Source organism: Saccharopolyspora sp. ID03-671, assembly GCF_045278815.1.
GTDB lineage: Bacteria > Actinomycetota > Actinomycetes > Mycobacteriales > Pseudonocardiaceae > Saccharopolyspora > Saccharopolyspora ipomoeae.
The window spans coordinates 3,179,677-3,201,709 of the sequence record NZ_CP134054.1; the positions used below are offsets into that span (position 1 = coordinate 3,179,677).

Below are 22,033 nucleotides of genomic sequence, written 5' to 3' on the forward strand. Positions count from 1 at the left end.
CGGCCTCGCAGTCGTCGCACTCGATTTCCTTTTCTGGCCTCGACACTCAACCCCTGTCTGACATGCGCGAACACGCTTGTCCGGCCTCGAAAAATTCAAAAAGAAAAGTAGGCCGATATAGGTTGTGGCACTTGCGGAGCCGGCGTTACGATAGATTCATCGGAACACAAGGAAAGAACCGAGAAGTTCCGAACAGGAAGCGCCATCGCGGGTAGGGATTGGCACCCCGTTATCCCCGCAGTCGCAAACATCTCCCTGAAAGGCATTCTCATGACTTCTGTGAACGTGGAAGCCTGGTCTCACAGAGACGGCTGGCTGACTGTCGACACACAAGAGTGGATCAACGATCGCGGCAATTTCGCACAGGACCTCACGGACGACCTGCGCGATTGGATGGACGAGAACGGGCACGACTGGCCGCATGACAGCGTGATCGCTACATGGGTCGAGGCTCGGACTGGGGAGCCGCCGGCCGGTCTGCACGGCGACGGCGATCTGTGGCACCACAACCTGTGCAACTTCTCCGATCACCTCATTGACGATCTTGGCTTCGTGGTGCTGTCGTCTGCAAAGTTTGGCGACTTGATGATCACCGTGAGCGATCACCACGGCTGCTACGTCCCGCCGACCGTCTATCGCTCCACTGGGGACGCGCTGGAGGAGTGGGCCGACTACTCCGACGCAACCGGTGAGTGCGCCAACGGGCACCGGTTGCAGACGCACGACACGGTGAACCTGCACGCCTGGGACGGCGCCGACCTGACCACGTATCGCGTGCCTGACCTGGTCCGCGTGCCGTTCGGCGACCGCAGCCGCGCCTATGTGGCCTGCCCAACCTGCGGCAAGGCCGTGCGGTTCGACAACCGGTTTTAGCCCCTTGCGCGGCCGGCCGCGCCCCTGATCCAGCGCGAGCAGCGACCCGGCCGCACCTCCCCCTCTCTCTCCTGATCTTCGCTTGTGAGGTGCGTTGTGTTCGTCCTGTCCGTGAACGGCGAGATGTTCTCTACTGACTTCGACGACGACTCGTCGGTGATCAGTTTCGAGAACGCGGAAGACACCGCATGGCGGTGCGCCGCGTGCGGTGAGGCGCTGTCTGAGGAGGTCGACGGGTACGCCGACGAATCCGGGTCGCTGGTCTGCGACGCCTACGACCCGTACGACGACCCCGAGACTGACGGCATTGAGACGGCGCCGGACTTCCGTGAGGGTCCGCACCGCGCCGAGCGGGTGCCGCTGGCCTGGGCCAACGGCGCGACGATCCGCACGGACCCCGATGAGGACTCGATCACGGTCACGGTGTCGGTCGGTGATCCGCGCGGCGGGTTCGCCTTCACCGTGCGCCGCATTCCCGACGACGCACCGACGAACGGCGGCCGATTGATCATGCACACCCCGTACCCGGGGGAGCCCATGCCGCACCGCGACCTGATCGAGGACCACGCCGGAACCTACTGGGTCAGCTGACCGCACGGCGGGGCGCCGGCCCGTACCGGACGCGCGGCGCCCCGCCCCCACCCCCGGGGGGCGATCGCTGCCGACCGTCGCCCCCTCTTCCTGATCCTGAATCCTCTTCCGTCCCTTTGTGGAGGCGTTCGCGATGACTTCTGCCACCCACACCAGCACAACCACCGTCGCACCCGCGCCGAGGCTGGAATGCCGCACCAACCGCGCCACCCTCGTGCACGCCTTGACCACCGTGGGCATTGGCGTGGCGCGTCGGCCGATCGTTCCGGCGTTGGGCGGCGTTCTGCTCGACGGCCGCGACGGTCACCTGACCCTGACCACCACCGACTACGAAACCGCCGTGTCCGTGCGCGTGCCCGACGTGGTGCACACCCCGGGCCGGCTGCTGATCGACCACGCCGAAGCAACCAAGTTGCTCGCCGCGCTGGTCAAGGGCACCCGCAAGCGCGAAGCGGACACCATGCCGGTCACCCTTTGGACCACTGCGGACGGAAAGGCCGTGCTCGAACTGGCCGGCTACACCATGCCTGTCACCACGTACCCGGCCGAGGAGTTCCCCACGCTGCCCCAGACTCCGCCGACCATGGCCGAGGTCAACCGGGAGCGGTTCGCCACCGACGCGGGGCGCGTGTTGGTCGCCGTCGGCACCGACGACACAATCCCCATGATCACCGGCGTTCACATGCAGACCGCACCCGGTGCCCTCACGCTCGCCGGCACCGACCGCTACCGGCTGGCCGTGGCCGAGGTCCCCGCGACGACAGCGGCCACCGAAGGCCGCTCGGTGTCCTTCCCGTGCCGCGTGCTCTCGGCCGTGCTCAAGCACTGCACCGCCGACCGGGTGCGCCTCGGCCTGGACACGGCCGGCGATTGGGTATCGCTGTCCTGCGGTGCCCTGATCGTGCTAGCTCGCCCCGTCAACGCGCAAGTGCCCGACTATGAGCGGCTGTTTCCCGAGGTGGCCGTGACCGCACGCGCTGACCGCGCCACACTCACCCAAGCCACCACCCGGGCAACGGCCGTTCTGGAGGCCAAGAAACACACCCGAGACGGCCGCACGGCGGCTCAGGTGGCCGTGACCGTCGACCCAACCGGGTCGGTCTCCATTGCGCCTGTGCTCGCCGAGCACGCTGACGCGGGCACCGCACCGGAACACCCTGCCGAAGTCGACGGCGCCACCGAGACCGTGCGCGTGCTGTTCTCCGCGTCCTACCTGCGCGACGCCTTGAACACCCTCGACGGCGACACGTTCACCATGCAGCTCGCCACCGCGACGCGCCCCGTGGTGTTCACCGCCACCGACGCCCCGGGGTACCGGCACCTCCTCATGCCCGTGCGCCCCTCGGAGTCCTGACCCGCCGGGGCCCCGGGGCGATACCCGCCACCGCCCCGGAGACGTCACCGGACCGCACCAATCCCACGGCGACGCGCCCGCAACGGTGCCTGTCTCCGTAACACACCACTGTCCGAAATGGAGTAACACGGTGTCCCGCTTCGTCCTTTTGATCACCGACCTCACCGCCGTACACAACGAAATCGCCTGCCACGCACGCGGTGTCCGACTCGTCACCCGGGAACCGCACCAGCTCACTCGCCATGACTGGGCCAGCGCCGGCCTGGTGCTGGTCGACGCCCAAACCGCCCCGATCTTGCGCGCCCAGCCCGAACCGCTGCCGCACCGCGACGCGGTGACCCTGCTGGTAGACCCCGAGGACCAAGCCGAATCCGACATGTACCGGCACACCCTCGACCTCGGCACCTCCCACCTGGTCACCGTCCCCGACGGCACCGGCGCGTTGCGAACGCAAATATCGATGATGGCCGAGAGTCCGCGTATGGTCGTGGCGATCCTCGATCCCGCTCCAACCGGCGAGACCGGCACGATCACCACCGCGTGCCTCGCTCTGGCCGGCGCGGCGGCCGGCGAACACCTCGGCCTGCTCGACGCGCGACGCAGCAGCGTGGACCTACACGAAGCGCTGACGAGCACCCGATTCGATCCGCCGGCCACTGAGCGGGGCAGCGTGCACGCCTTGTTCGCCCCCGACGAGCGCCAGCCCTCGGGGGAAGCGATCCGACAGATGATGACGGATCTAGCCAATCAGCACGCGGTGACGCTGGCGCACCTCGACCCGCATCAGCCCCACACCCGAGCCCTGCTCGCCGGTCTGGACCTGGTCATCGTCCCGGTATCAAGTCAGACCGCCACGGGGCCTACCGCCCGCGATGTGGTCTCGGCCGCCCGTCGCCACACGCCGCACGTCCACGTGCACATTACCGGCACCGACCTGCACGGCGACGTTGCCGAAGCGATCGCGGCCGGCGCGGGTGCCAGCTACCCGAGCATGAGCAAGCACCCAAGGTGCCGCATCCAGCGAATCGGGGCACGGGTCCGCCGCGCTTGCCGGCGGCAGTCATCACCGACGGCTGTGGGAGGTCATCGCTCGGCACCGACCCGGCATCGGGCGTACGACCTGATCAACGGCATTTCCGACCAGCTCACTGCTGCACAACTCCATCGCGAGCGGCGCGGGACGTCTGCCGACTAGGTGGGCTACCCTGGCCTGTGCCTCCCTTCGGGGATGGTGCCCTTTCAGAGGGTTTGTGACAGGCCGGCGGACCGTGCCAACACCCGTTCCGGGTGGGTCCGCCGGCCCCACTTTTTGGGGTATTGGGCTCTCCGTGTCGCTCACTGCCATGTCGGGCTCGCGCACAAGAAATTCCGCGCCAAGGGCGACGAATTCTGGCCTCTCCTTCTCGACATGGCGCTGATTTCCCCTTTCTGCATGGAGAATCGTCATGTTTCGAAAACTGGGGTACGCCGAATTGCTGGGCCGACTGCTCGCAGCGATCAACGACGCCGACGGATGCCCCGACAATCAACCCAACCGAACCCCGGAGCCGGCCTTGCGCAGCGTGCTCCACGGCTTGCACGGCCAGGTGCTCGCCGGCCTTGGCCACACCGAGGCAGATGTGACCGGAGGACGTCGCGCAGACAGCGCCGAGCGGATCTACGCGCTCGCTGGCTACGACCTCACGCCACGGGCCAGGACGCTGGCCCAGGTCAGCGACGAATACGCCCGCAAAGACCAGAACTGGGCCGCCTGTTTGGACGCGGGCCTAGCGTTCGCGGCCCTGCGCAGAAAAGAACCCGAGGACCTTCTCCTTGGAGATCTGACCGTGATCGCCACCGTGGCCTATCTCGCGCGTCAGCACGGGCCAGACACCCGCACCGCGTCCGTACACGTCGACGATCGGCCACGACTCTACGGCCAGGACACCCCGGTGTCCCTGCTCGGATTCGCCTTCGACCTCTGGGGCATCAGCCCGGCCGACGTGGGCGACCTGGACGGACTCTGGGCCGCCGAGATCCTGCCCCGCCTCGGTTGGAAGCCCTCGGCCCGCGCCGTCTCCGTGCTGATCTCCACTCAAGCTTGCGAGGCCAGCGGCCATCCCTGGGGCGTCACCGCCCACATCGTGGCCACCGTGAACGTCTCCACTGACCCCACCACCGGAGCCGACCGATGAAAACCCACTGCGAACGCCCCTACCAGGCCATGGTCACGGCCGCGGCGACCCTGCACAACCTGCCCGAAGACGCTCTGGATCGACATGTGCGGAGGCTTGCCATCGAGCTGGCCTACGCCGTACGCGATCTCGATTCCCGACTCCGCGCCGGCCTCACACCGCCACGCCCCTGGCAGCCAGCGATGCCCGCCACCACGCAGTCTCCGGTACCGGAAGGCGCGGACACCGGCAACGAACCCGCCCAGACCGACGAGCACGCCGAGGTCGGCAGCCACCCTAACCGCTGGACGACCGACACGAATGCCCATCGCGTGATCGACACCGACCCCTACGACGACTGAACCAGCAAGACATCCCGCATAGAGACCACAACAGCATTCGTCGCTTCCTGAGTTTTCCTCTCTATTTCCTTATTCCTCGTCGGGGACACGTGTGTCCGACGAGGGTCGCGCAACACACGAGGAGGGCTGAACCGTGGGCCGATCCACCAAGCGCAGGCCGGCTCGACGCAACCCGGGAGAGCACGCGATGGAAATCGCCCAGGCCGTCGCCACAGCCTGGAACAAGTCCAACCATTCCGGCCGCCGTGACGTGGCGTTGTCCGTGGTCGCCGCGCTGTCCCTCGCCGAGCAGCGTGACCCGCACGGACCCGACCTCACCGAGCAACTGCAATCACAGAGCGCGGAGGAGTTGGCCAGCACGCTGCGGCAGATCTACACCGCCCTGGTCAACGCTCGCCCCGACCTGATCCACCTGATCTATCCGCTCATGGAGTGGCTATTCAACGAAACAGACCCAGCCCTACAGCACGCGGCCAAGCACACCGCTGACGCCGCACTCCGCGCCGGCCAACTCGACCTAACCGGAACCGACAGCCGGTACGACACCGACCTGCTCGGCGTCGTGCTCGCCCTGCTGAAGTCAGACAACGCAACCGGCGCGAACGCGCAGATCTACACGCCCGACCCGATCGCCGACGCGATGAGCTACATGCTTCTGGCCGGCATCAACCCGGCCCGCGAGGGCCAGAGCGTGATGGACCCCGCGGTCGGCACCGGTGGGCTGTTCCGCGCCGCCGCGCAGGTGATACGCAGCAACGACCAAGACCCTGCCACGGTGAGCTGGTACGGCGCGGACATCGACGACCTCGCCATCGCCGCCTGCGCTGTCAACAGCCTGCTGTGGGGCCTCGGCCCACGCACCCTGCTGTGCGTAGCCAACACCCTGACCGAAGGCGACTGGGCAACCCGCGCGGAGGCGCAACGCGAGGAGATCGTGAAAATCTCCGAGACCATCCGACGCGACAAGCTCATGCTCGCCGCCGTCCGCGCCGCACAACACCTCACCGAGACCGTCACCACCGAGGAAGACACCCAAAGCGGCGACTCAGCAGCGTCCTGATCATGTACCGTGCCGGTTGGTTCCGTGCTGTCGGCGACCCCCAGGCCGACAGCACGGACCGGCATCGCTAGCAGGGCTCCGCTGCAAGGACACGATCAGCACGCCATGACGGTCACATCCGCCCATGCACGGTGAACACCGCGCCGACGTCAGGGCCCAAGCTGGCTCTGGCCACACAGCCGTGGTGCTGATTGGTCATGGTAAAATGCGACGGGATCGACCGACTGATTGCCGACGTCGATCTGGAAATGCAAGTGCGATCCGGTGGATTCACCTCGGTTGCCGACTTCCGCAATCAACTGCCCTACCTGGACCTTTTGTCCCACATGCACCTGGTTGTGCTCGTTGTGTCCGTAGGTGGTAATCACGCCGTTCGCGTGCTCGATGCGGACCCAGAGTCCGTAGCCCGTCGCGGGCCCGAGTCGATCACGGTGCCGCTGCTAGCAGCGACGATCGGGGTACCGATTGACGCGGCGATATCCTGTCCGCGGTGAAACTCGCCGCCGCGTGATCCGAACCCCGATGTGCAGGTACCGCGCGCCGGCACGGCCCATCCTCCTTGCTGGGGCGCACTCTGCTGTGCCGCCTTATAGGCGTTGGCCTGGTCGAGCACTTTGCGCACGTACCAGTCAGCATGGTTGTACGTGAAGATCGCACCGTACAGATCACCTCGGTCCGCGCCGGACATGCAGAGGTAGAACGAGGCAGCATAGATTGCGTCGTGGACGTTGTATCGTGACGGTGGCGTGGCACCGCCGGGCGGAATGTGTTTCCCTTGTTTTGCGGATTGATCGAGAACCCACGTGAAAGTCGGCTGCAGGAACTGCATCGGCCCACCAGCGTGCGCGAAATTCTCTCCACTATGGACACCGTCGGCATTGAGGCGACCGTGATTGGTCTCAATTTTTCCGACTGCTGCGAGGATAGTCCAGTCGAGACCGGAACATGTTGTGGCGGCTTGCTGGTAGAGCGCGAGGTAGTTGCCGGGGATGTCGGCCAGTGCGGCGGGGCTGGGTTGGCTGCTGGCTGTGGAGTTTCCGCCACCGAAAATCGCGGCGACGACTCCGGACACAGCAGCGGCGATGATGGCGATCAAGGCCACCACCGCGAACATCGCTGTGGCCGCGATTTTGGCCATGAACGGATCACCTCATCGGGTTCCAGGTCAGTTCGTCGGCGTGCCAGGGCGGCATCGGCTCCGGCGGGCTCAGGCGCGGCACGGGGCTGGCCTCGGTTCCACGGGTGTCCGTGTCCGTGGAACTGGTTGGTGCTTCGAGGTGGGGCCAGGCCGTGACCAGGCTGATCAGCCGATGGCGGCCGGCATCGGTGTGGTGAAGGGGAAGCCACACCACGTCGGCGGGGCTGCCTGCGGTGCGGAGGTGTTCGGCGGTGGTGGTGGCGATCGGTAGCTCGTGCCGCCGGGGATCGGTGCGCAGGTGCTCAGCGAGTTGTCGTCGTGCGTGCGTCTCCCGGGCTGGGGTGGCGAAGACCGCGAGCAACGGGGTCACGATGTGGGTCGCGGTGGCGAGGCTGGTGTAGCCGGGCAATTTTGCGACGAACCGGCTGAGTTGGTAGCTGCCGGTATCCCATTCGAGGAACCATTCGATCTCCCGGCCGGCCTCGTGCCAGCGGCCGTAGCCGTCGGGGCGGACGTGGTCACCGAAGTGCCGGGTACAGCGGGTTTCGGACCACCAGGCCGTGACCGCGCGGTCGGTGCTGGCGTTGGCAAGTGCGTCCGCCAGTAGCGTGGTGAAGAAGCTGTTGACGCCCATGAGGTGGGCCAGCCGCAGGGAGTAGGCGATGCCGACTGAGCGTTCGGGGCGGAATTTCAGGTCTTTGGGGTCGAGGCCGTCTTCGTGGGCCAGCAGGTGGGCGCCTGCGGTGTCCAGTACGTAGGACATGGGGGCTCGGCCGCGGCCGATGTAGGGCTGGAAGCGGTCGAGCACCCGCCAGGTGTAGAGCTTCTGCAGGCGGTGGTTGGCTGAGCGGCGGGAGCCGAAGGCGATCGCCGCGATCTGTGGGGAGGTCAGCATCCGGTGTTCGGCGAGCATCCGGGCCAGCCACCGGTCGCGGGCGGTGAGGTGGGCGGCGACCTGGGCTTGGTGCTCGGCGGAGGCCGCGAAGCGCAAGCTTGGCCGCTCCGGTATGGGGGCGCGCAGGTCGCGTTGCTGGTGGTGGGGGAACAAGGTCGTCCTCCTCGGGGTGGAATGCGGGCAGGAAGAAGGGCGGTCCTCCCGGTGTTGGAAGGACCGCCCTGTGGGTTCAGGGTCAGGCTGCGCGACGTGCGCGACGGGGGTCCGTGCCGGTCCTTCTTGAGTCGTCGCCGGTGTCCTCGGCACGGGACTCCAGTGGGCGGGTGTGTGCTGCGGCGGCTTTGCGCACGGTCTTGGATCGCCCGGGAATGGCCGGCGGGAGTGATTGGGTCGCTATCGTGAAGGGCTGCGTCTCCTCCCCGCCGACGACCAGCCGCGCGGCGGCGTGGTACACGCCGAGGTGCGCGAGATCGTGATCGGAGACCCGCGGTGCGGTGTGGCGGGCCAGTTCGCGGGCGTCTTCCGGGCTGGCGGTGAAGAACACCTTGCTGCGGGCGTTGGTGGAGATGCCTTCCTTGAGATCCTTGGGAAGCTGCCCCAAGTGCTGGTGCGCCAGGGTCATGCTCAGCCGGTAGCCGCGAGCTTCGGCCAGCATGTCTTCCATCGCATACGGCAGGTTCAGGAAGTTGTGTGCTTCGTCGACATACAGTCCGGCGTCGCGGCGTTCGCGCTGGGCCAGTGCGGCACGGGCGGTCGTGGCCTGCCAGACCCGAGCCACGATCAGCGAACCCAGCAACCGTGTGGTGTCCTCCCCAAGGCTGCCCTTCGGGATGCGCACCAGACACAGTCCACCATCCAACGCTTCTCTCAAGTCCACTGTGGATGGCCCTGCGGCAACGGCCTTGACCACGAACGGTCGCAGGAGAAACGCGCGCAACTTGTTCAGCAAGGGGGCCGTCGCCTGAGCACGAACCGCATCCGAGAGTTGCTCATACCAGTCCCAGAACCCCCGCAGCGTCGGGTCGTCGGACACTCGGTCCCGGTGCCGCGCCCGCGTGGCGGGATCGGTGAGGAGCTGCGGCAGTCCGGCCACCGTGGGGGTGTCCGAGGCGGCGCGCAGGGTCAAGCACCCCGCGCGGAGGATGTCCTCGGTGCGCGGTCCCCACGCCGAGGCGAACACCCGGGAGAACACCGACACCAAGTTGTCGACCGCGGACTCCTTCGGCCCTTCCAGCGGGTTCAGACACGGGGTCGGCCCGCGGGAGTCGGCGTCGAAGAGCACCACCTTGTCGGCGGCGTGTTCGGGAAGCCGCTGCAAAACGTCGGTGATCAGGTCGCCCTTGGGGTCGATGACCACCGCCCCGCGCCCGTACTCGGCGTCGGCGAGGATCATTCGGGCCAGCATCGTCGACTTGCCCGACCCGGTAGCGCCGAGGACATGGAGGTGGTGCCGCGCGTCGGAGACCTGAAGTCCCACCGGGCGGGCGTGGCCGGTGTCGGACACCCCCACCGGCCGGGTCAGCTCACCCTCGGTGGGCGTGTTCGGCGGGGGTGGCACCGCCCGCGCTCCGGCGCGGGCCAAGCCCGGTAGTGCCTCGTCGGTCGGCAGGTGGGCCACGGCCGCCAGCTCGGGCACCGACAACAGGTCACCCCGCCGCAGGCGGCGACGTGCCAGGGTGCGCACGGGGTTGCGCAACCGCCTGCGGCGGTAGTGGTTGTGCTCGGTGAGCCCGGAGAACGCGGACGCGATGGCGTGGGCGCGGCCCCGCACCTGCTCACGTACCCGCTCGACCTGTTCGACTGGCGTGTCGATCGGCACCGTCGTGGCCACCGCGTATCGAATGACCGTTTCCCACTGCGCCCCGCGCTGCTTGCCAACGATGGCGCGTTCTGTGCTTGGAACTCCAGGGACGTCTGCGGGTCCAGCTTCGGCTGGTTGCTCGACGGTTTCGTACCCGAGGGGCCTGGCGTGAGCAGGTCGAGTAGCCGACCTGCCAGGTGGGTGGACCGTCCGGCGTTGAGATGGCGGGCGGCTCGCCGTGCCTGCTTGACCCTACGGCCGGTGACCGGACGGGTCAGGACCTGCACGCACGCGGTGTCGTGTACACCGAGTCCCACGGGAGCGCCCAGCAGGGCACGGATGGGGTCGGCGTCGAAGTCGGTGCGGATGGGCAATGCTTCCGACCGGGCCAGGCGCAGCGTGCCGCCGGTGACCACTTGCCGGCGCCCCTCGGCCGGGGCCGCGGGGATCGGCGGGTCGGCTTCGTCGGTGCGGGTGTGCGCTCCGGGCCAGGCGGCTTCGACGGCCCGTTCCACCATGCCCGGCGGGACCGCGCCCGGTACCCACAGCCGGATCTGCACGCCGTCGTGGCCGAACACATACTCCCAGGCCAGATGGGGCTGCCCAGTGGTCAGGCGCTGCACCATCGGCCGCACGAGCCCGACCAGGTTCGACCACACCGCTTCGGCACCGTCGGAATCGACGGTGGGAGGAGCCAGAATGGTGATCACCCGGGACCGTTCGTGCAGCGCCTCCTGACAGCGGAGGAACCACCACCGCCGCAGGAGACCCAGCCCTGTCGCCACGAGCACGACCGTGGGCAACGCGATCAGCCCCCAGGTCTGCAGCCACGACCAAACCTCGCCCAGCACAGCCTGAATCGCTCCCCACGGATCGGTCAGCACCCTCCCCAGTGGACTGTCTGTGACGGACGGACGTGCGATATCCATACGCGGACATCTCCTCCAGCATCGGGATCGGCCTGATCAGGCGGCGCGCTCGTCGGACTCCGGAACACTGCGGCGGCGAGCTGATGGGGCACTGGTAATCGAGCGGACCGTTGCGTCGCCCTGCCTGCGGCGGTGCGCGTCAACTTCGGCCTGCCACTCCGAGAACCGACGTCCGGCCAGCTTCTTCAGGAAGTGCGGGATGTTGTTCGCGGGAACGCCGACCAAATGGGGGCCGAGCACCGCGAGCAGGTCCGAGGCTTCCTGGGACGACCAGCCCGCCTCGGCGATGGCGTCCTCGTCCGGGAAGACATCGGCCACTCGATCCACCGCGGGGTCCAGCAGCGCGTCCTGCGTCCCGCCATAGGAGTAGACCCACAGGAAGTTCTCCGGAGGGTCCTGCTCCACAATCGTTTTGAACCGCCGAACTTCCTTGGTGTAGGCGTAGAAATTGGTGTCCGGACGTGCCCGCATGATCCGTAGCCAGGACTCCAGGTAGGGCGAGCTGAAGAAGTCCCCGGAGTCGTGGATGCGGACCCAGCTACCGCGGAATTTCGGTGCGGCCAGCTCGGCGAGCATGGCCTGCTCCCATCCGGCCAGGTCATCGAGCACGAACCGCAGGTTCGACTCATGCTTGGCCCGCACCGCAGGCCAGGTATACGTGCCGTGGCGGGCGTAGCAAACGTGGCGGCAAATCCCCGCGCTGGGGCAGGTGTTGTAGGTGCGGCCATCGGGCAGTCGTCCGGCCCAGGCGGGCAGGGACCAGTTGTGCACGCCGATGGCCCGCATTTCCCGGTTCTGAGTCAGCAACCGGCGCGGGCGCCCGGCGGATGAAGGCGCGTGGTCAGATGAAGACATGCGTTTCCTCCGAAGAAACAGGGAGAATTCAAGAAAAAGACAAAAGATCCACAGTGGATTTGGAAGTGAGGAAGGGAGCTTCGCTCCTACGCTGGATCGTCGTCGCAGCGAGGCTGGAAGGGGTCGTCGGTCTGGACGTTGCCCGAACGTCGGTGCTGCCGGCGTCGGCGGTAGCGGTCGAGGTTGACGACCTTGGTGTGGGCGCCGTCAGCGTCGACAGTGACGAGCTGGGCGTACTCGACGCCCCTCCGACGACGGACGTACCGCACGCCCGCACGGACCAGTGCGCGCACGCCGAAGACGACCGCAGCGCCGACGAGATACCCGGCGATCACGATTGCCGCACAGGCAATCCAGATCACGGCCATCAATCCCGCCGCCAGCGCGAAGACGGGGAGAAAGTCGTGGACGAGGATGCCCAGGAACGAACCGAACGCGTCCTGGTCGACTACCGTGGTGGCAAGTTGTGAAGGCACGGGGCATTCCTCCTAGTTCGCCTCAGTCGTCGAGAAGAAGGTCTTGAGAGCTGCCGATATCGGCGAATTCGCCTGCGTCGTCGGGGGATTCGGACAGCGACGCCAGTTCGGCGGGGTCTGTTGTGATGAGTTCGTGCTCGCCGTCGGAGGCGATGGCTTGCAGGGCGACCCGCTGAGTCCCTGTCGACAACAAGCCCTGGCCTGTACCGGCGGACAGCAGGAACTGTCGTTCGCCTTCGGACAAGGCGAAGGTGCGGACGATGTCGTCGATGGCTTGGGGTGCCTGGCGCAGCAGGATCTGGGTGGCTGCGTTGGCGATCACGGCCTTGCCGAGATCCGTGCCGAGGACGTCCCCGACGTCCTGGGTCGCGACGGTGAGCCCGGCCCAGTGTTTGCGGGCGGATTTGGCCATGCGCCACAGGAATTCGGCCCCGGCCTGTTGCTGCATGAGCAGCCAGGCTTCGTCGACCACGCACAGCCGCGGCCGTCGCGTAGCGGGGTTGGACACGCGGCGCCACACCGTATCGAGGGTCAGCAGGGTGCCGGCGGGTTTGAGTTCGTCGGGCAGGTTCCGCAGGGAGAACACCAACAGGTGGCCCTCCGGAGGCGCCGTTGTGGGGCCGTCGAATAGCCCGCGGAAGGCGCCGTCGGTGAACGGCTGCAACCGGGCGGCTAGTTCGCCTGCGGTGTCACCGCCGAGCTGGGCAAGGACGGCACGCAGGTCGGACAGCAGCGGTGCGGGCCGGGTCCAGGTGCGGGCGTCGTCGGTGATCCCGGCCTGCTGGTAGGTGGCGGTGACCGCCTGGTCCAGCACAGCCCGTTCGTCCGCGGACAACGGCTGCCCAAATAGGACTGACAGCAATGTGTGGACGAACAGGCTGCGTCGGGTGACCGCATCGGCGGGTGCGGAGCGGCGCCCATCCGGACGGACATGGATCGGCAGATCCAGCGGGTTGAGGCGAATGCCCTCCGTGCCCAGCGGGAAATAGGTCCCGCCGACCGCTCCGGCCAGGCGAGCGTATTCGTCTTCCGGGTCAATGATCGCGATCTCGACGTCCCGGTACAGCGACCGGAGTGCTTCGAGTTTGACCAAGTAGCTCTTGCCCGCCCCGGAGCGGCCGAGGATGACCGAGTTGTAGTTTTCGCAGGCGAACCGGTCCCAGTGCACCAGCCCCTGGGAGCCGAGGTTCCAGCCGTAGAGCACGCCGGCCGCGGTCGAGTCGGAGGTGACATCCGGCGGCGGCAGGTCCGGGCTGGTGAACGGAAACGCCGCGCTCAATGCGGCGGTATCGAATGTGCGGGTCATGCCGATCTGGTCCAGGCCCATCGGCAACGCCGTGATCCATCCCTGCAGGGACCGGTAGGTGGTGGGCTTGGCGTCCATGAGCAGGCTCGCGGTCAACGCGCGCAGCGCGCCGATCTCCTCGACGAGTTCCTGTTCCGAGGACGCGTGCACCGTCAGGTACAGCCCCAGGCGGAACAGGCGGCCTTCGCCGCGGGCAAGCCGGTCGGAGAGGTCGTAGGCGTCCTCGGTGGCCGCCTCGACCTCCGGGTCCTGCAACCGGCCATGGGATGCGCTGTGTCGGCGGCCGGATTCGAGCTTGCCGAGCTGTTTACGCAACCGGTCGGCCGCGATACGCGGGTCGATCGGCTCGATGTGCAACGACACGTCCAACCGGCCCGGGTAGGTCAACAACGGCTGCAGCCAGCCCGGATGCACCTCACGCGGGTAGCCGGTGACCGCGAACGAGGCAACCCAGTCCTGCCCGATCTGCAAATGCCGCGGGTGCACCTCGATGGAATCCGGAGCGAACGCACTCGCAGCCGCCTCGGTGTGATGCCGACGCTTCTTGGTGGTGATCACGAGAAGTCCTCCCCAGGTTCGAGGTCCCAGTCCGAGCCGACGGGGGTGATGATGACCTCGCCGGCGCCGGCCATCGCCGCCGAGGGCGGTAGCGGGCTGTCGGGGTTGGTGGCGGTGGACAGCACCGCTGTGGCCTGGGCGGCATCCAGCAGGGTCACGCTGATGCCCGCGGGCGAGAGCAGTTCGGTGGCCTCGCTCATCCGCCGCAGCAGCCGAGAGGCCGCTGCCTTCCGTGCTCCGTCCGACGGCTGGTCTCCGCTGCCGCGCGAGCGACCGAAGCGGCGGCGCGGCGTCAGCGAGTCCTGGCCTGTGGTGCGCACGGGTTCGCGGACCACCAGCAGGATCTGCCGCCGAAGAAGGTCGGCCTGCTGCCCGAGCTGGGCGAGGTAGTCGGCGTGATCGAGCGCGGCGGACTCCAGGGCCGGGTGCGGCAACCCGGCCGCACGCTCACGCAGCTCCGTGATTTGACCAGAGAGATCTAGCCGTTGGGCGCGGACGAGGATCTGCACGCTCGCGCCGAGGCTGTGCAGGTACCGGCCGAAGGCCGCGGTCAGCGCTTCCTGCTCGGCCGGGGTGCGCAGCGCGAAGTTCACCGTCGAGCACGCGGCCACGAGCGCCACGCCGTCGTCGCCGAGATCGACGATGCCGGCTTCGGCGATCCCTTGGGCGGGCAGGTCGAGCCCGCCCGCGGCGACGTCTTCGTGTCCGTGGGCCACCCCGGACAGCCACTCTGGCACCTCTGCGGGCGCTTGCCCGGCCGCGACCCGGCGCCGCGGTTGCATCCGCTGCCGCAGGGCGGCCAGCAGCAGCCGGTCCAGGGTCACCCCGTCCCGGCGCACCACGACCAGCGCGGTCACCGCGATCCCGATCGGGATTGCGACGGCGACGTAGGCGATCACCGGGATCACGGCGCGGGTGGCTTGCCAGCCGCCGTAGAGCACCAGGCCGGTCACCGCCATCACCGCCACCTGCCGGGCGGTGAAGCCGGCCAGAATCCGGTCCTCCCGGTCGACGTCGGCGGGGATCCGCACGCTCACCGCGGATCACCTCCTTTCCTTCTTGTGCTGGGGTGGGGTGGGTGGAGCTTCGGCAGGTTCAGCGGCAACTCCTGCTGACGCGGCCCCGGCCGCTGTGGCGGAGGCGGCGGCTGGGGCTGCCCACGGGCCGGTTTCCGCCTGCGTTGCACGTTTAGTGGGAGCTGGTACTGCCCGTCCCGGCCGACCCGGGGCTTGTTCTCCGGCCACTCGCCATCGGCTGGCAGCTTCGTCTGTCGCCCCCGCGTTGCCGGCCGGGTCGGTTTCGGCGGCTCCGGGGGCGGTGCGGGTCGCCGCACGCGCTGCACCTCGATCGGCAGCCGGTATTGCCCGTCGCGGCCGACCCGGGGCTTGTTTTCCGGCCATTCCCCGTCGAGCGGGAATTTCATCTGCTGGCCACGCGGTCCCGTCGAGGACTTCCGCTCCGGGGGAGGCTTCGGAACCGGTTTCGGATGGGGTTGCCGCTGCACGTTCAGCGGGAGCTGGTATTGCCCGTCCCGGCCGAGCCGCGGTTTGTTCTCCGGCCACTCGCCGTCCAGCGGAAGCTCCAACTGCTTGCCCTGCTGGGCTGGGCGCGAACGTGAGGACGGTTGCGGCGTCGGTCGCTGCCCGGTCGGTTTCCGCACTCTCTTGACGTTCAGCGGCAACATGTACTGCCCGTTGGAAGTGGCCCGCGTTTTGGCATACGGGTCCGGCGACTCGGGCGATTTCTGACCGCCCCGGGAACGAGTGCTCTTTCCGCCGCCGCCTCCTCCCATCCCCTTGAGGAGACCGAAGGTCTTGTAGGCGATGAACCCTCGGACGAGACTGCCGACCAGAGAACGGCCTCCGCCGCCGCGCAGAGATCCGAGAATCCAGAATGGGATCTTGATGAGGACGTAGCACAAGGCGAGTGCGACCAGAAACTGAATCACAGCACTTCCCCCCTTGTTGTTAGTTGAACAGCGTGATGCCGCCGGGCCAAAAGAAGAGCTTGATTGCCGCAACCAAGGCGAGCGATTGGCCAACTTGAATGGCCATCACTCCGGAGAATGCTTTCCACCACCAGAAAGCGATACCTTCGGTGTGCGGAAGCGCGTGGCACATGAGCAAGATCGGGGCACCCGCGAGCAAAATGATGGTCAGCGTGATACGAACGATGTAAGTCAGCAGAACTGCGACGAGCATGACAATGAGAGCGAGCGCGATGAAGATGACGAAAAGTCCGCCTCCGTCGAGATCATGCATCAATGTGTCGCGCATGGCGCGCCCCGCAGTTTCCGGGCTCAACCCATCCCCCAGAATTGCCCGTGAGAGCGCGTTACCGATTTCGATCACCTTGCCGCCGAAAAACAGCGACAGGTTGGACGCGAGGAACCCGACAATCACCCGGGGAAGGATTTCCTTGATGGAATGCCGGGTCTGCAGTGTTTCGTGGGCCATGACGATGATGCCGGCGACCAGGATGAGCGTCGCGTAGACCGCGATGACGATCTGCTGCGAGTTGCCCCATATCTGTCCCATAACCGGCAGTTGATCCAGCGGAGGCGTGACCAGCAGCGATTTGGCGAGCAGGTCCAGCAGGCTGTTCAAACCGGGCGTGACCAAATCGCGGAAGAACGACTCGATCGCATCCGATACGCAGGCCGGAATGTCGGTGATCCCGCATGAGGACTCCTGGGCCGGAGCTTGATGGGGGTTCGATTGATTTCCTGGCGTCTGGTTGCCCGGAGGCACCGGAACGGGTTGGGGGATGCAGCTTGGCCCCTGGCACGGCGGAGGAGGGGGCGCGGGAACGGGTGCGGACGGGGGTGCGGACGGAGCAGGTGGTGGCGGGGCGGGCTGGGCGCTTGCGGCACCGGTGAAAGCCAGCCCCGCCGCCACGACGAGCACGAGCAGGGCGGCCACCGCGGTGCACACGCGGCCCAGGCGGTGGCCCGCCGGTGAGGTGGGGTACGCGGTGGCCGGCATTGGATCAGGCCCCCACGATTCCGCGCAGGATCTCTACGACCAGCGGCGCCAGCGCCGCCAGGGCGTAGCCGAACCCAGCGGACTTGAAAGACTGCTTGGCCTTCTCGACCTCGCCGGGATCGCCGTTGGCCAGCACGTAGCGGACGCCGCCGATGGTCAGGAACACCGTGGCCAGCAGGGCGAGGATGCCCATGATCCAGTTGCGGATGTTGTTGAGGACGTCGTCGATCGTGCGGGCCAGCGCGAGGACGTGGGTGGTCTCGGCGACCGCGGGCGCCGAGACCGCCAGCAGGCCGGCGGCGGCCAGTCCGGCGATCATCAGCAGCCGGAGACCACCGCGTCGGTAGCGGCATGAGACAGACAAGAAGTGCATCAGGGAGACCTCCAGACAGCGCGTGCGAAGCGGCGGGGGGAGCGCGAAGCGGGTAGGGCTCACCCGCGTCCCTGAAGTCCGGAATTCGGGGGCTGATTCGCCGGGCCGTCCTCAACTTTTTTCGCTACGTTCTGTGACTGGCTCTCGTCGCCGGTCACCGCGTTGGAGGACTGGTACGTCGTGGCCGCAGCGCCCGTGGGATCGCCGTCGTCGGGGCTGGTGTCGGACTCGGCCAGCCACGCGGCGAGTCGGTTCTCGGCCTTGCGCCGATGCTTGGCCAGGGTCTTGTAGGTCAGTCCCGGCGGGCGGGGCCAGTCGGCCAGCTCGATGCCTTCCAGACGGGTCGCGCCGATCAGTTCGGCCTCGGTCCGAGTCAGGACCCCGGCTTCGACCGCCCGCGCCAGGACCAAGTCCGGATGCCCGGACGGGGGCTTGGGTTCGCTGGAGTGGAACCCCGGCGGCTTCGGGGTCGGCCCGTCCATGGCGTCCAGCAGTGCCCGGTGCCCGGCGCGGTAGGCCGCCCACCGCAGCCGGACCGTGATCCGCCCCTGGGCGAGATCGACCGTTTGCAGCGCGTCGAGGAACCCGCGCAGCACCTCGGCGTGGATGTCGCTGGGGTCGTCGGCGTAGCGCTCGGTCAGCCGGGCGGCCAGGGAGGTCAGCATCGGCAGCGCCAGACCGACCGCGGTGATCGCCCAGGTGCTGCCTTCGATGCGGGCACGGCTGATCACGTGTGCCCAGACCTGGTCCCACACCCGGCGGGGGCAGCGCTGGTCCAGCAGCAGGTCCCGGAGTTCGTCGACCGGGATGATCCGGGCCGGAAGGTGGTCGAACAGGCGGCCGTCCACAGCCACCGGGTGATCCCCCGCGGTCAGCCAGCCGAAGGCTTCACGGGCGGCATCCAGCGGGTTGGTTGGCCACTCTTCGTGCTCGGAACGAGTGGGGAGAGCCATTGCTCGGCTCCTCTCGAACGGCGGTTGATGACGCCGCCGAGAGGGCCAGGCGAGGAACAGCGCAGCGCACGGTTCCGCACTAAGGCGAAACTAAAATGATCTTCTTGTTCCGGAACAAGAAGATCATCTTCTGATCAACTTCGAGATCGCGATCTAGACGAACAGCAAGCCTGTGCGCTGCGGCGTTAGTCAGAAGCTGTTCCATTGCTGTCACCTCAGCCAGGCGGAGATACGGAACAAGAGAAAGGATCTTGAGAAATTTCCGGGACGATCTTGGACAAGCCCACCGCGGACTCTACTGGCCCCCGCCAGCCGGAGCGGCCGTTGATCTTGCATAGACCACCTAAAGATCAACTAGCGGGTCGGCAGCGACGACGAAGCCAGTGACACTAGGTGTCCACTCCGGCTGAGAACTCATCAAAAAATCTTGGAGGCCGGTGGCGAATCGGGGCCGTTTTCGCGGACTTCAGGGGTGTCCTTGGCAAGACCGACCGATCACCGGAGTACGCGATGTCTGCCCTCCCGCTCCCGGAGGTACCGCCTCCCGACACCCCCAACAGCCACGAACCGAGCCCTCGCATTGGGGTGGTCCGCGAACCACGCCGCGAACGCACCGGCCCGCCGGTCTCGGCGACGGTGCGGCTGTGTCTCGTCGACCCCGCCGCGGACGCCGACGAGATCGTCACCGCCGCGGTCTCAATGATCACCACGACCTACACCGCGCCCGGCGACCGGATCATGCTCGCGGCCCCCGAGTCCCCAGCGACCGGTTCGAGCCGGACGCGTCGGGACCGGCTCGTGGAGTCCGTCCTCCGACTCGGCCGCGGCGCGGCTACCGATCCGGACTCCCGGCCTCACAGCGATCAGGAATTCGCCGCGGCGGGTGGGGAGCTGCCCGCCGCCCCGGGGTCCGGGTCCGGACTCGCCCCCCGGCCCGGCGACCTAGCCGAGCCGGTCGCGAACCCGACCGACAGACAGTCGCCCGGCGAGCCCTCCGGTCCGGATTCCGACGCCTTCGCGTTGATCATCGCGGGCTGGTCCGAGCATCCCGCGGACCCGTTCGCGATGGCCGACTTCACGCCCGCGCTGGCTCCCGCCGGCAACGTCGTCGTACTCACGCACAGTAGCGATCACCGGCAGGCGCAAGTGGGCCATTCGGGGCAGTTGCCGCGGGCCGCGGCATTGGCCGGATTGATCTTGAGCGACCGGCTGATCCTGGTTCACGAACCCCCGTCCGCCCCTCGGCCGGCGACCCGGCGCAGGCGCCGGGAGATCGCCCTCGGCGGCCACCGCCGCATCCACACCACCGCCTCCGTGTTCCGTCGTTCGACCCCGCTCCCGGAGGTCCGCCATGCCTAAGACCGCCCTGCGCCCCGGCAGCGTCTGGGACACCGGTCGCGCCACCCCTGCTCGGCAGGTCGCGGATCGGCGCGTCGGGGCCACCCGCGGCGACACCGCACTGACCCCGGAGGTCGCGCGGCAGATCATCACTACCTACACCGCTCCCGGCGACACCATCTGCGACCCGAACCCGGGACCGGGACTGGTCCTGGCCGAAGCCCTCCGGGCAGGCCGGGATGCACTCGGTCTGCCCGCCGATCCTCGGTGGGAATCCGCCTTGGAAGCCAACCTCGACCTCGCCCGCCTCGCCGGCCCGGTCGGCTCCGCGACCCTGCTGGACAGCGTCGACGACCCCCGCGCCGCCGAGCTGCCCAGTGCCGTCGACCTCGTGCTCACGGGGCTGAGGCACACCCCGCACAGCGACCCCAGCCGGGTGCTGGTCGGGCTGTATGAGGACTTGGACGCCGTCGCCGACTGGGTCTGGCCTGGCGGGCACATCGTCATCACCTGCCGCCCGTGGCGCCGTCACGGCCGGCTGCTCGACCTGCCCGGCAAGATCCACGACGCCGCCGACGCGATCGGTCTCGTCCCCGCCGACCACTGCATCGCCCTGACCACGCCGATTCGAGGAAACCGGGTGCGCCCGAGAATTGTCAGCCGCGCAGGACACCTCCCGGAAAGCACAGATATTCACGGCCGCCCGACCGCCATCTCTGCTCATCTTGACGTACTCGTTTTCCGCCTTCCCGCAACCGCACACCGTCAAGAAACTCCGCAGCGGGATGTCGCATGAACGGGCTCTACTATCGTGAGGACGCCATCGAATTGCACGTTGGCGATGCACTTCAGATCATGGAATCGCTATCCAGTGCCTCGGTGGATTGTGTCGTCACCTCGCCACCCCACTGGGGATTGCGTGATTACGGAACCGCAGTTTGGGTCGGCGGAAACCCCGAGTGCCGACACACCTTGGGAACAACACCCCATCAACGCCGGACCACCAAGACACGCACATCCTCGTGGCTTCGTTCGAGCGTCAACAAGCGCTGCAGGAAGTGCGGCGCTCTTGCGCACGATCAGCAATACGGCCTGGAGCCAACGATCGATGACCACGTTGATCGGCTGCGGAAGGTGAGCGCGGAAGTCTGGCGCGTGCTGACCCCACGGGGGACGTACTGGATCAATCTCCGGGATAGTTTTAGTTACCACAACAGCGGCACGGGAAGCACGCGCAAAATAACGAACGAAGAGGCACCCTCGGCCGTTCGCCACAAAAGTCTCATGGGTATTCCATGGCGGACTGCTCTCGCTTTGCAACAAGACGGGTGGATTATTCGCAACGCGATGGTCTGGCACAAGCCCAACGGCATACCGGACCCGGCATCAGATCGATTCTCGTCACGCTACGAGACGGTTTTCTTCTTGGTGAAGCAGCCGGACTACTACTTCGACCCAGCCCGCGCGCTCGAACCGTTGTCGCAGAGCCGCCCGGAGCATCGGAAGAGTCATCGTGGAGGCAACAAGCCGCACACGGTCCGGTCCCCGTGGCAGCCTCGGGGAACCGGGAAGAATGTCGGCGACGTCTGGTCGCTCTCCACACGACCACTGCCGGATGCACACTGTGCTCCGTTTCCGATCGACCTTCCACAGCGGTGTATCGCGGTGGGCTGCCCGGAAAACGGCCGGGTTCTCGACCCCTTCTCTGGTGCCGGCACGACGGGCCTCGCCGCGCGACAGTTGGGCCGATCCTTCCAAGGAATTGACCTGCGGCCGGATTACCACGACATATTCATTCGTCGGCTGCTCGGTGAACTACCCAGCGGCGCCGGAGAGGCGGCCTGACCGAAAAGGGGACGATCCGAAACGTCGCGTCCCCAACGCCATAACGCGCTATCAGGAAAGGAGCACCAGCCACGAGCTAAATCGTGATTGCGAATCAACAGAGTGCGAGCGCCTGATCCCGCTTACTGAAATCTGGACCGCGCGTCGACCGTCCCGCGCCGCTACCCAGTACCGAGCGCTTCCCGACGG

Annotated in this window: 21 protein-coding genes and 1 pseudogene; 10 read left to right on the plus strand and 12 right to left on the minus strand. The window is 67.4% G+C overall.

Features of this window, described 5'->3' with window-relative positions:
- The first annotated feature begins 270 nt into the window (after nucleotides 1-270).
- From REH65_RS14485 to REH65_RS14515, 7 genes are all read left to right on the plus strand, one after another.
- Entirely contained in the window at nucleotides 271-873 is a 603-nt protein-coding gene (locus REH65_RS14485; RefSeq protein WP_406692802.1) for a hypothetical protein, read from the plus strand.
- Nucleotides 874-969: 96 nt separating this feature from the next.
- Complete coding sequence (locus REH65_RS14490; protein WP_406692803.1) at nucleotides 970-1,464, plus strand: hypothetical protein; 495 nt, start codon at nucleotides 970-972, stop codon at nucleotides 1,462-1,464.
- 118 nt (nucleotides 1,465-1,582) lie between these two features.
- A complete protein-coding gene (gene dnaN, locus REH65_RS14495) occupies nucleotides 1,583-2,818 on the plus strand; it encodes a DNA polymerase III subunit beta (protein ID WP_406692804.1) in 1,236 nt (411 codons plus the stop codon).
- Nucleotides 2,819-2,948: 130 nt separating this feature from the next.
- Nucleotides 2,949-4,013, plus strand: coding sequence for a hypothetical protein (locus REH65_RS14500; RefSeq protein ID WP_406692805.1), 1,065 nt, complete (start codon nucleotides 2,949-2,951; stop codon nucleotides 4,011-4,013).
- 250 nt (nucleotides 4,014-4,263) lie between these two features.
- Nucleotides 4,264-4,992: a hypothetical protein gene (locus REH65_RS14505; protein ID WP_406692806.1), complete on the plus strand. Its 729-nt coding sequence runs from the start codon at nucleotides 4,264-4,266 to the stop codon at nucleotides 4,990-4,992.
- Nucleotides 4,989-5,333 carry a hypothetical protein gene (locus REH65_RS14510; RefSeq protein ID WP_406692807.1) on the plus strand — a complete coding sequence of 115 codons (345 nt, stop codon included), beginning with the start codon at nucleotides 4,989-4,991 and terminating at the stop codon, nucleotides 5,331-5,333. Before REH65_RS14505 ends, REH65_RS14510 begins: the two co-directional genes overlap by 4 nt.
- Nucleotides 5,334-5,520: 187 nt before the next feature.
- Nucleotides 5,521-6,393, plus strand: coding sequence for an N-6 DNA methylase (locus REH65_RS14515; protein WP_406692808.1), 873 nt, complete (start codon nucleotides 5,521-5,523; stop codon nucleotides 6,391-6,393).
- Between the two features lie 149 nt (nucleotides 6,394-6,542).
- Here the strand turns inward: REH65_RS14515 and REH65_RS14520 are convergent, their stop codons facing one another.
- From REH65_RS14520 to REH65_RS14575, 12 genes and pseudogenes are all read right to left on the minus strand, one after another.
- The gene (locus REH65_RS14520; RefSeq protein WP_406692809.1) at nucleotides 6,543-6,761 is read right to left on the minus strand and encodes a M23 family metallopeptidase; all 219 of its coding nucleotides are present in this window, start codon (nucleotides 6,759-6,761) and stop codon (nucleotides 6,543-6,545) included.
- Nucleotides 6,758-7,531 carry a hypothetical protein gene (locus tag REH65_RS14525; RefSeq protein WP_406692810.1) on the minus strand — a complete coding sequence of 258 codons (774 nt, stop codon included), beginning with the start codon at nucleotides 7,529-7,531 and terminating at the stop codon, nucleotides 6,758-6,760. The genes REH65_RS14520 and REH65_RS14525 overlap by 4 nt, the downstream gene beginning before the upstream one ends.
- Nucleotides 7,532-7,538: 7 nt before the next feature.
- The gene (locus tag REH65_RS14530; RefSeq protein ID WP_406692811.1) at nucleotides 7,539-8,579 is read right to left on the minus strand and encodes a replication-relaxation family protein; all 1,041 of its coding nucleotides are present in this window, start codon (nucleotides 8,577-8,579) and stop codon (nucleotides 7,539-7,541) included.
- Nucleotides 8,580-8,661: 82 nt separating this feature from the next.
- A pseudogene (locus REH65_RS14535) lies at nucleotides 8,662-11,156 on the minus strand (type IV secretory system conjugative DNA transfer family protein).
- A gap of 36 nt (nucleotides 11,157-11,192) precedes the next feature.
- Nucleotides 11,193-12,011, minus strand: a complete 819-nt coding sequence (locus tag REH65_RS14540) for a GP88 family protein (RefSeq protein ID WP_406692812.1) — start codon at nucleotides 12,009-12,011, stop codon at nucleotides 11,193-11,195.
- Nucleotides 12,012-12,097: 86 nt separating this feature from the next.
- Nucleotides 12,098-12,487, minus strand: coding sequence for a hypothetical protein (locus REH65_RS14545; protein WP_406692813.1), 390 nt, complete (start codon nucleotides 12,485-12,487; stop codon nucleotides 12,098-12,100).
- Between the two features lie 22 nt (nucleotides 12,488-12,509).
- Nucleotides 12,510-14,351, minus strand: a complete 1,842-nt coding sequence (locus REH65_RS14550) for a VirB4 family type IV secretion system protein (RefSeq protein ID WP_406692814.1) — start codon at nucleotides 14,349-14,351, stop codon at nucleotides 12,510-12,512.
- On the minus strand, nucleotides 14,348-15,388 hold the full coding sequence (locus REH65_RS14555) for a PrgI family protein (protein WP_406692815.1): 1,041 nt from the start codon (nucleotides 15,386-15,388) through the stop codon (nucleotides 14,348-14,350). Before REH65_RS14555 ends, REH65_RS14550 begins: the two co-directional genes overlap by 4 nt.
- Nucleotides 15,385-16,299, minus strand: coding sequence for a hypothetical protein (locus tag REH65_RS14560; protein WP_406692816.1), 915 nt, complete (start codon nucleotides 16,297-16,299; stop codon nucleotides 15,385-15,387). Before REH65_RS14560 ends, REH65_RS14555 begins: the two co-directional genes overlap by 4 nt.
- 19 nt (nucleotides 16,300-16,318) lie before the next feature.
- Complete coding sequence (locus REH65_RS14565) at nucleotides 16,319-17,284, minus strand: hypothetical protein (protein ID WP_406692817.1); 966 nt, start codon at nucleotides 17,282-17,284, stop codon at nucleotides 16,319-16,321.
- 55 nt (nucleotides 17,285-17,339) lie between these two features.
- Nucleotides 17,340-17,708 carry a pilin gene (locus REH65_RS14570; protein WP_406692818.1) on the minus strand — a complete coding sequence of 123 codons (369 nt, stop codon included), beginning with the start codon at nucleotides 17,706-17,708 and terminating at the stop codon, nucleotides 17,340-17,342.
- A 59-nt stretch (nucleotides 17,709-17,767) separates the two neighbouring features.
- Complete coding sequence (locus REH65_RS14575; protein WP_406692819.1) at nucleotides 17,768-18,661, minus strand: hypothetical protein; 894 nt, start codon at nucleotides 18,659-18,661, stop codon at nucleotides 17,768-17,770.
- A gap of 510 nt (nucleotides 18,662-19,171) precedes the next feature.
- Here REH65_RS14575 and REH65_RS14580 point away from each other — a divergent pair.
- Genes REH65_RS14580 through REH65_RS14590 form a run of 3 tightly spaced genes read left to right on the plus strand, consistent with a single transcriptional unit; the run spans nucleotide 19,172 to nucleotide 21,844 of the window.
- Nucleotides 19,172-20,020, plus strand: coding sequence for a hypothetical protein (locus REH65_RS14580; RefSeq protein ID WP_406692820.1), 849 nt, complete (start codon nucleotides 19,172-19,174; stop codon nucleotides 20,018-20,020).
- Nucleotides 20,013-20,795, plus strand: coding sequence for a DNA modification methylase (locus REH65_RS14585; protein WP_406692821.1), 783 nt, complete (start codon nucleotides 20,013-20,015; stop codon nucleotides 20,793-20,795). Before REH65_RS14580 ends, REH65_RS14585 begins: the two co-directional genes overlap by 8 nt.
- Nucleotides 20,792-21,844 (plus strand): DNA-methyltransferase, encoded by a 1,053-nt coding sequence (locus tag REH65_RS14590; RefSeq protein ID WP_406692822.1) that lies wholly within the window; start codon nucleotides 20,792-20,794, stop codon nucleotides 21,842-21,844. The genes REH65_RS14585 and REH65_RS14590 overlap by 4 nt, the downstream gene beginning before the upstream one ends.
- The last annotated feature ends 189 nt before the right edge of the window (nucleotides 21,845-22,033 follow it).

What these genes read in the sequence shown, in the direction of transcription:
- REH65_RS14485 (WP_406692802.1), top strand. Translation starts at nt 271, where the DNA reads ATGACTTCTGTGAACGTGGAAGCCTGGTCTCACAGAGACGGCTGGCTG.
- REH65_RS14505 (WP_406692806.1), top strand. Translation starts at nt 4,264, where the DNA reads ATGTTTCGAAAACTGGGGTACGCCGAATTGCTGGGCCGACTGCTCGCA.
- REH65_RS14510 (WP_406692807.1), top strand. Translation starts at nt 4,989, where the DNA reads ATGAAAACCCACTGCGAACGCCCCTACCAGGCCATGGTCACGGCCGCG.
- REH65_RS14515 (WP_406692808.1), top strand. Translation starts at nt 5,521, where the DNA reads ATGGAAATCGCCCAGGCCGTCGCCACAGCCTGGAACAAGTCCAACCAT.
- REH65_RS14525 (WP_406692810.1), bottom strand. Translation starts at nt 7,531, where the DNA reads ATGGCCAAAATCGCGGCCACAGCGATGTTCGCGGTGGTGGCCTTGATC.
- REH65_RS14540 (WP_406692812.1), bottom strand. Translation starts at nt 12,011, where the DNA reads ATGTCTTCATCTGACCACGCGCCTTCATCCGCCGGGCGCCCGCGCCGG.
- REH65_RS14570 (WP_406692818.1), bottom strand. Translation starts at nt 17,708, where the DNA reads ATGCACTTCTTGTCTGTCTCATGCCGCTACCGACGCGGTGGTCTCCGG.
- REH65_RS14575 (WP_406692819.1), bottom strand. Translation starts at nt 18,661, where the DNA reads ATGGCTCTCCCCACTCGTTCCGAGCACGAAGAGTGGCCAACCAACCCG.
- REH65_RS14580 (WP_406692820.1), top strand. Translation starts at nt 19,172, where the DNA reads ATGTCTGCCCTCCCGCTCCCGGAGGTACCGCCTCCCGACACCCCCAAC.
- REH65_RS14585 (WP_406692821.1), top strand. Translation starts at nt 20,013, where the DNA reads ATGCCTAAGACCGCCCTGCGCCCCGGCAGCGTCTGGGACACCGGTCGC.
- REH65_RS14590 (WP_406692822.1), top strand. Translation starts at nt 20,792, where the DNA reads ATGAACGGGCTCTACTATCGTGAGGACGCCATCGAATTGCACGTTGGC.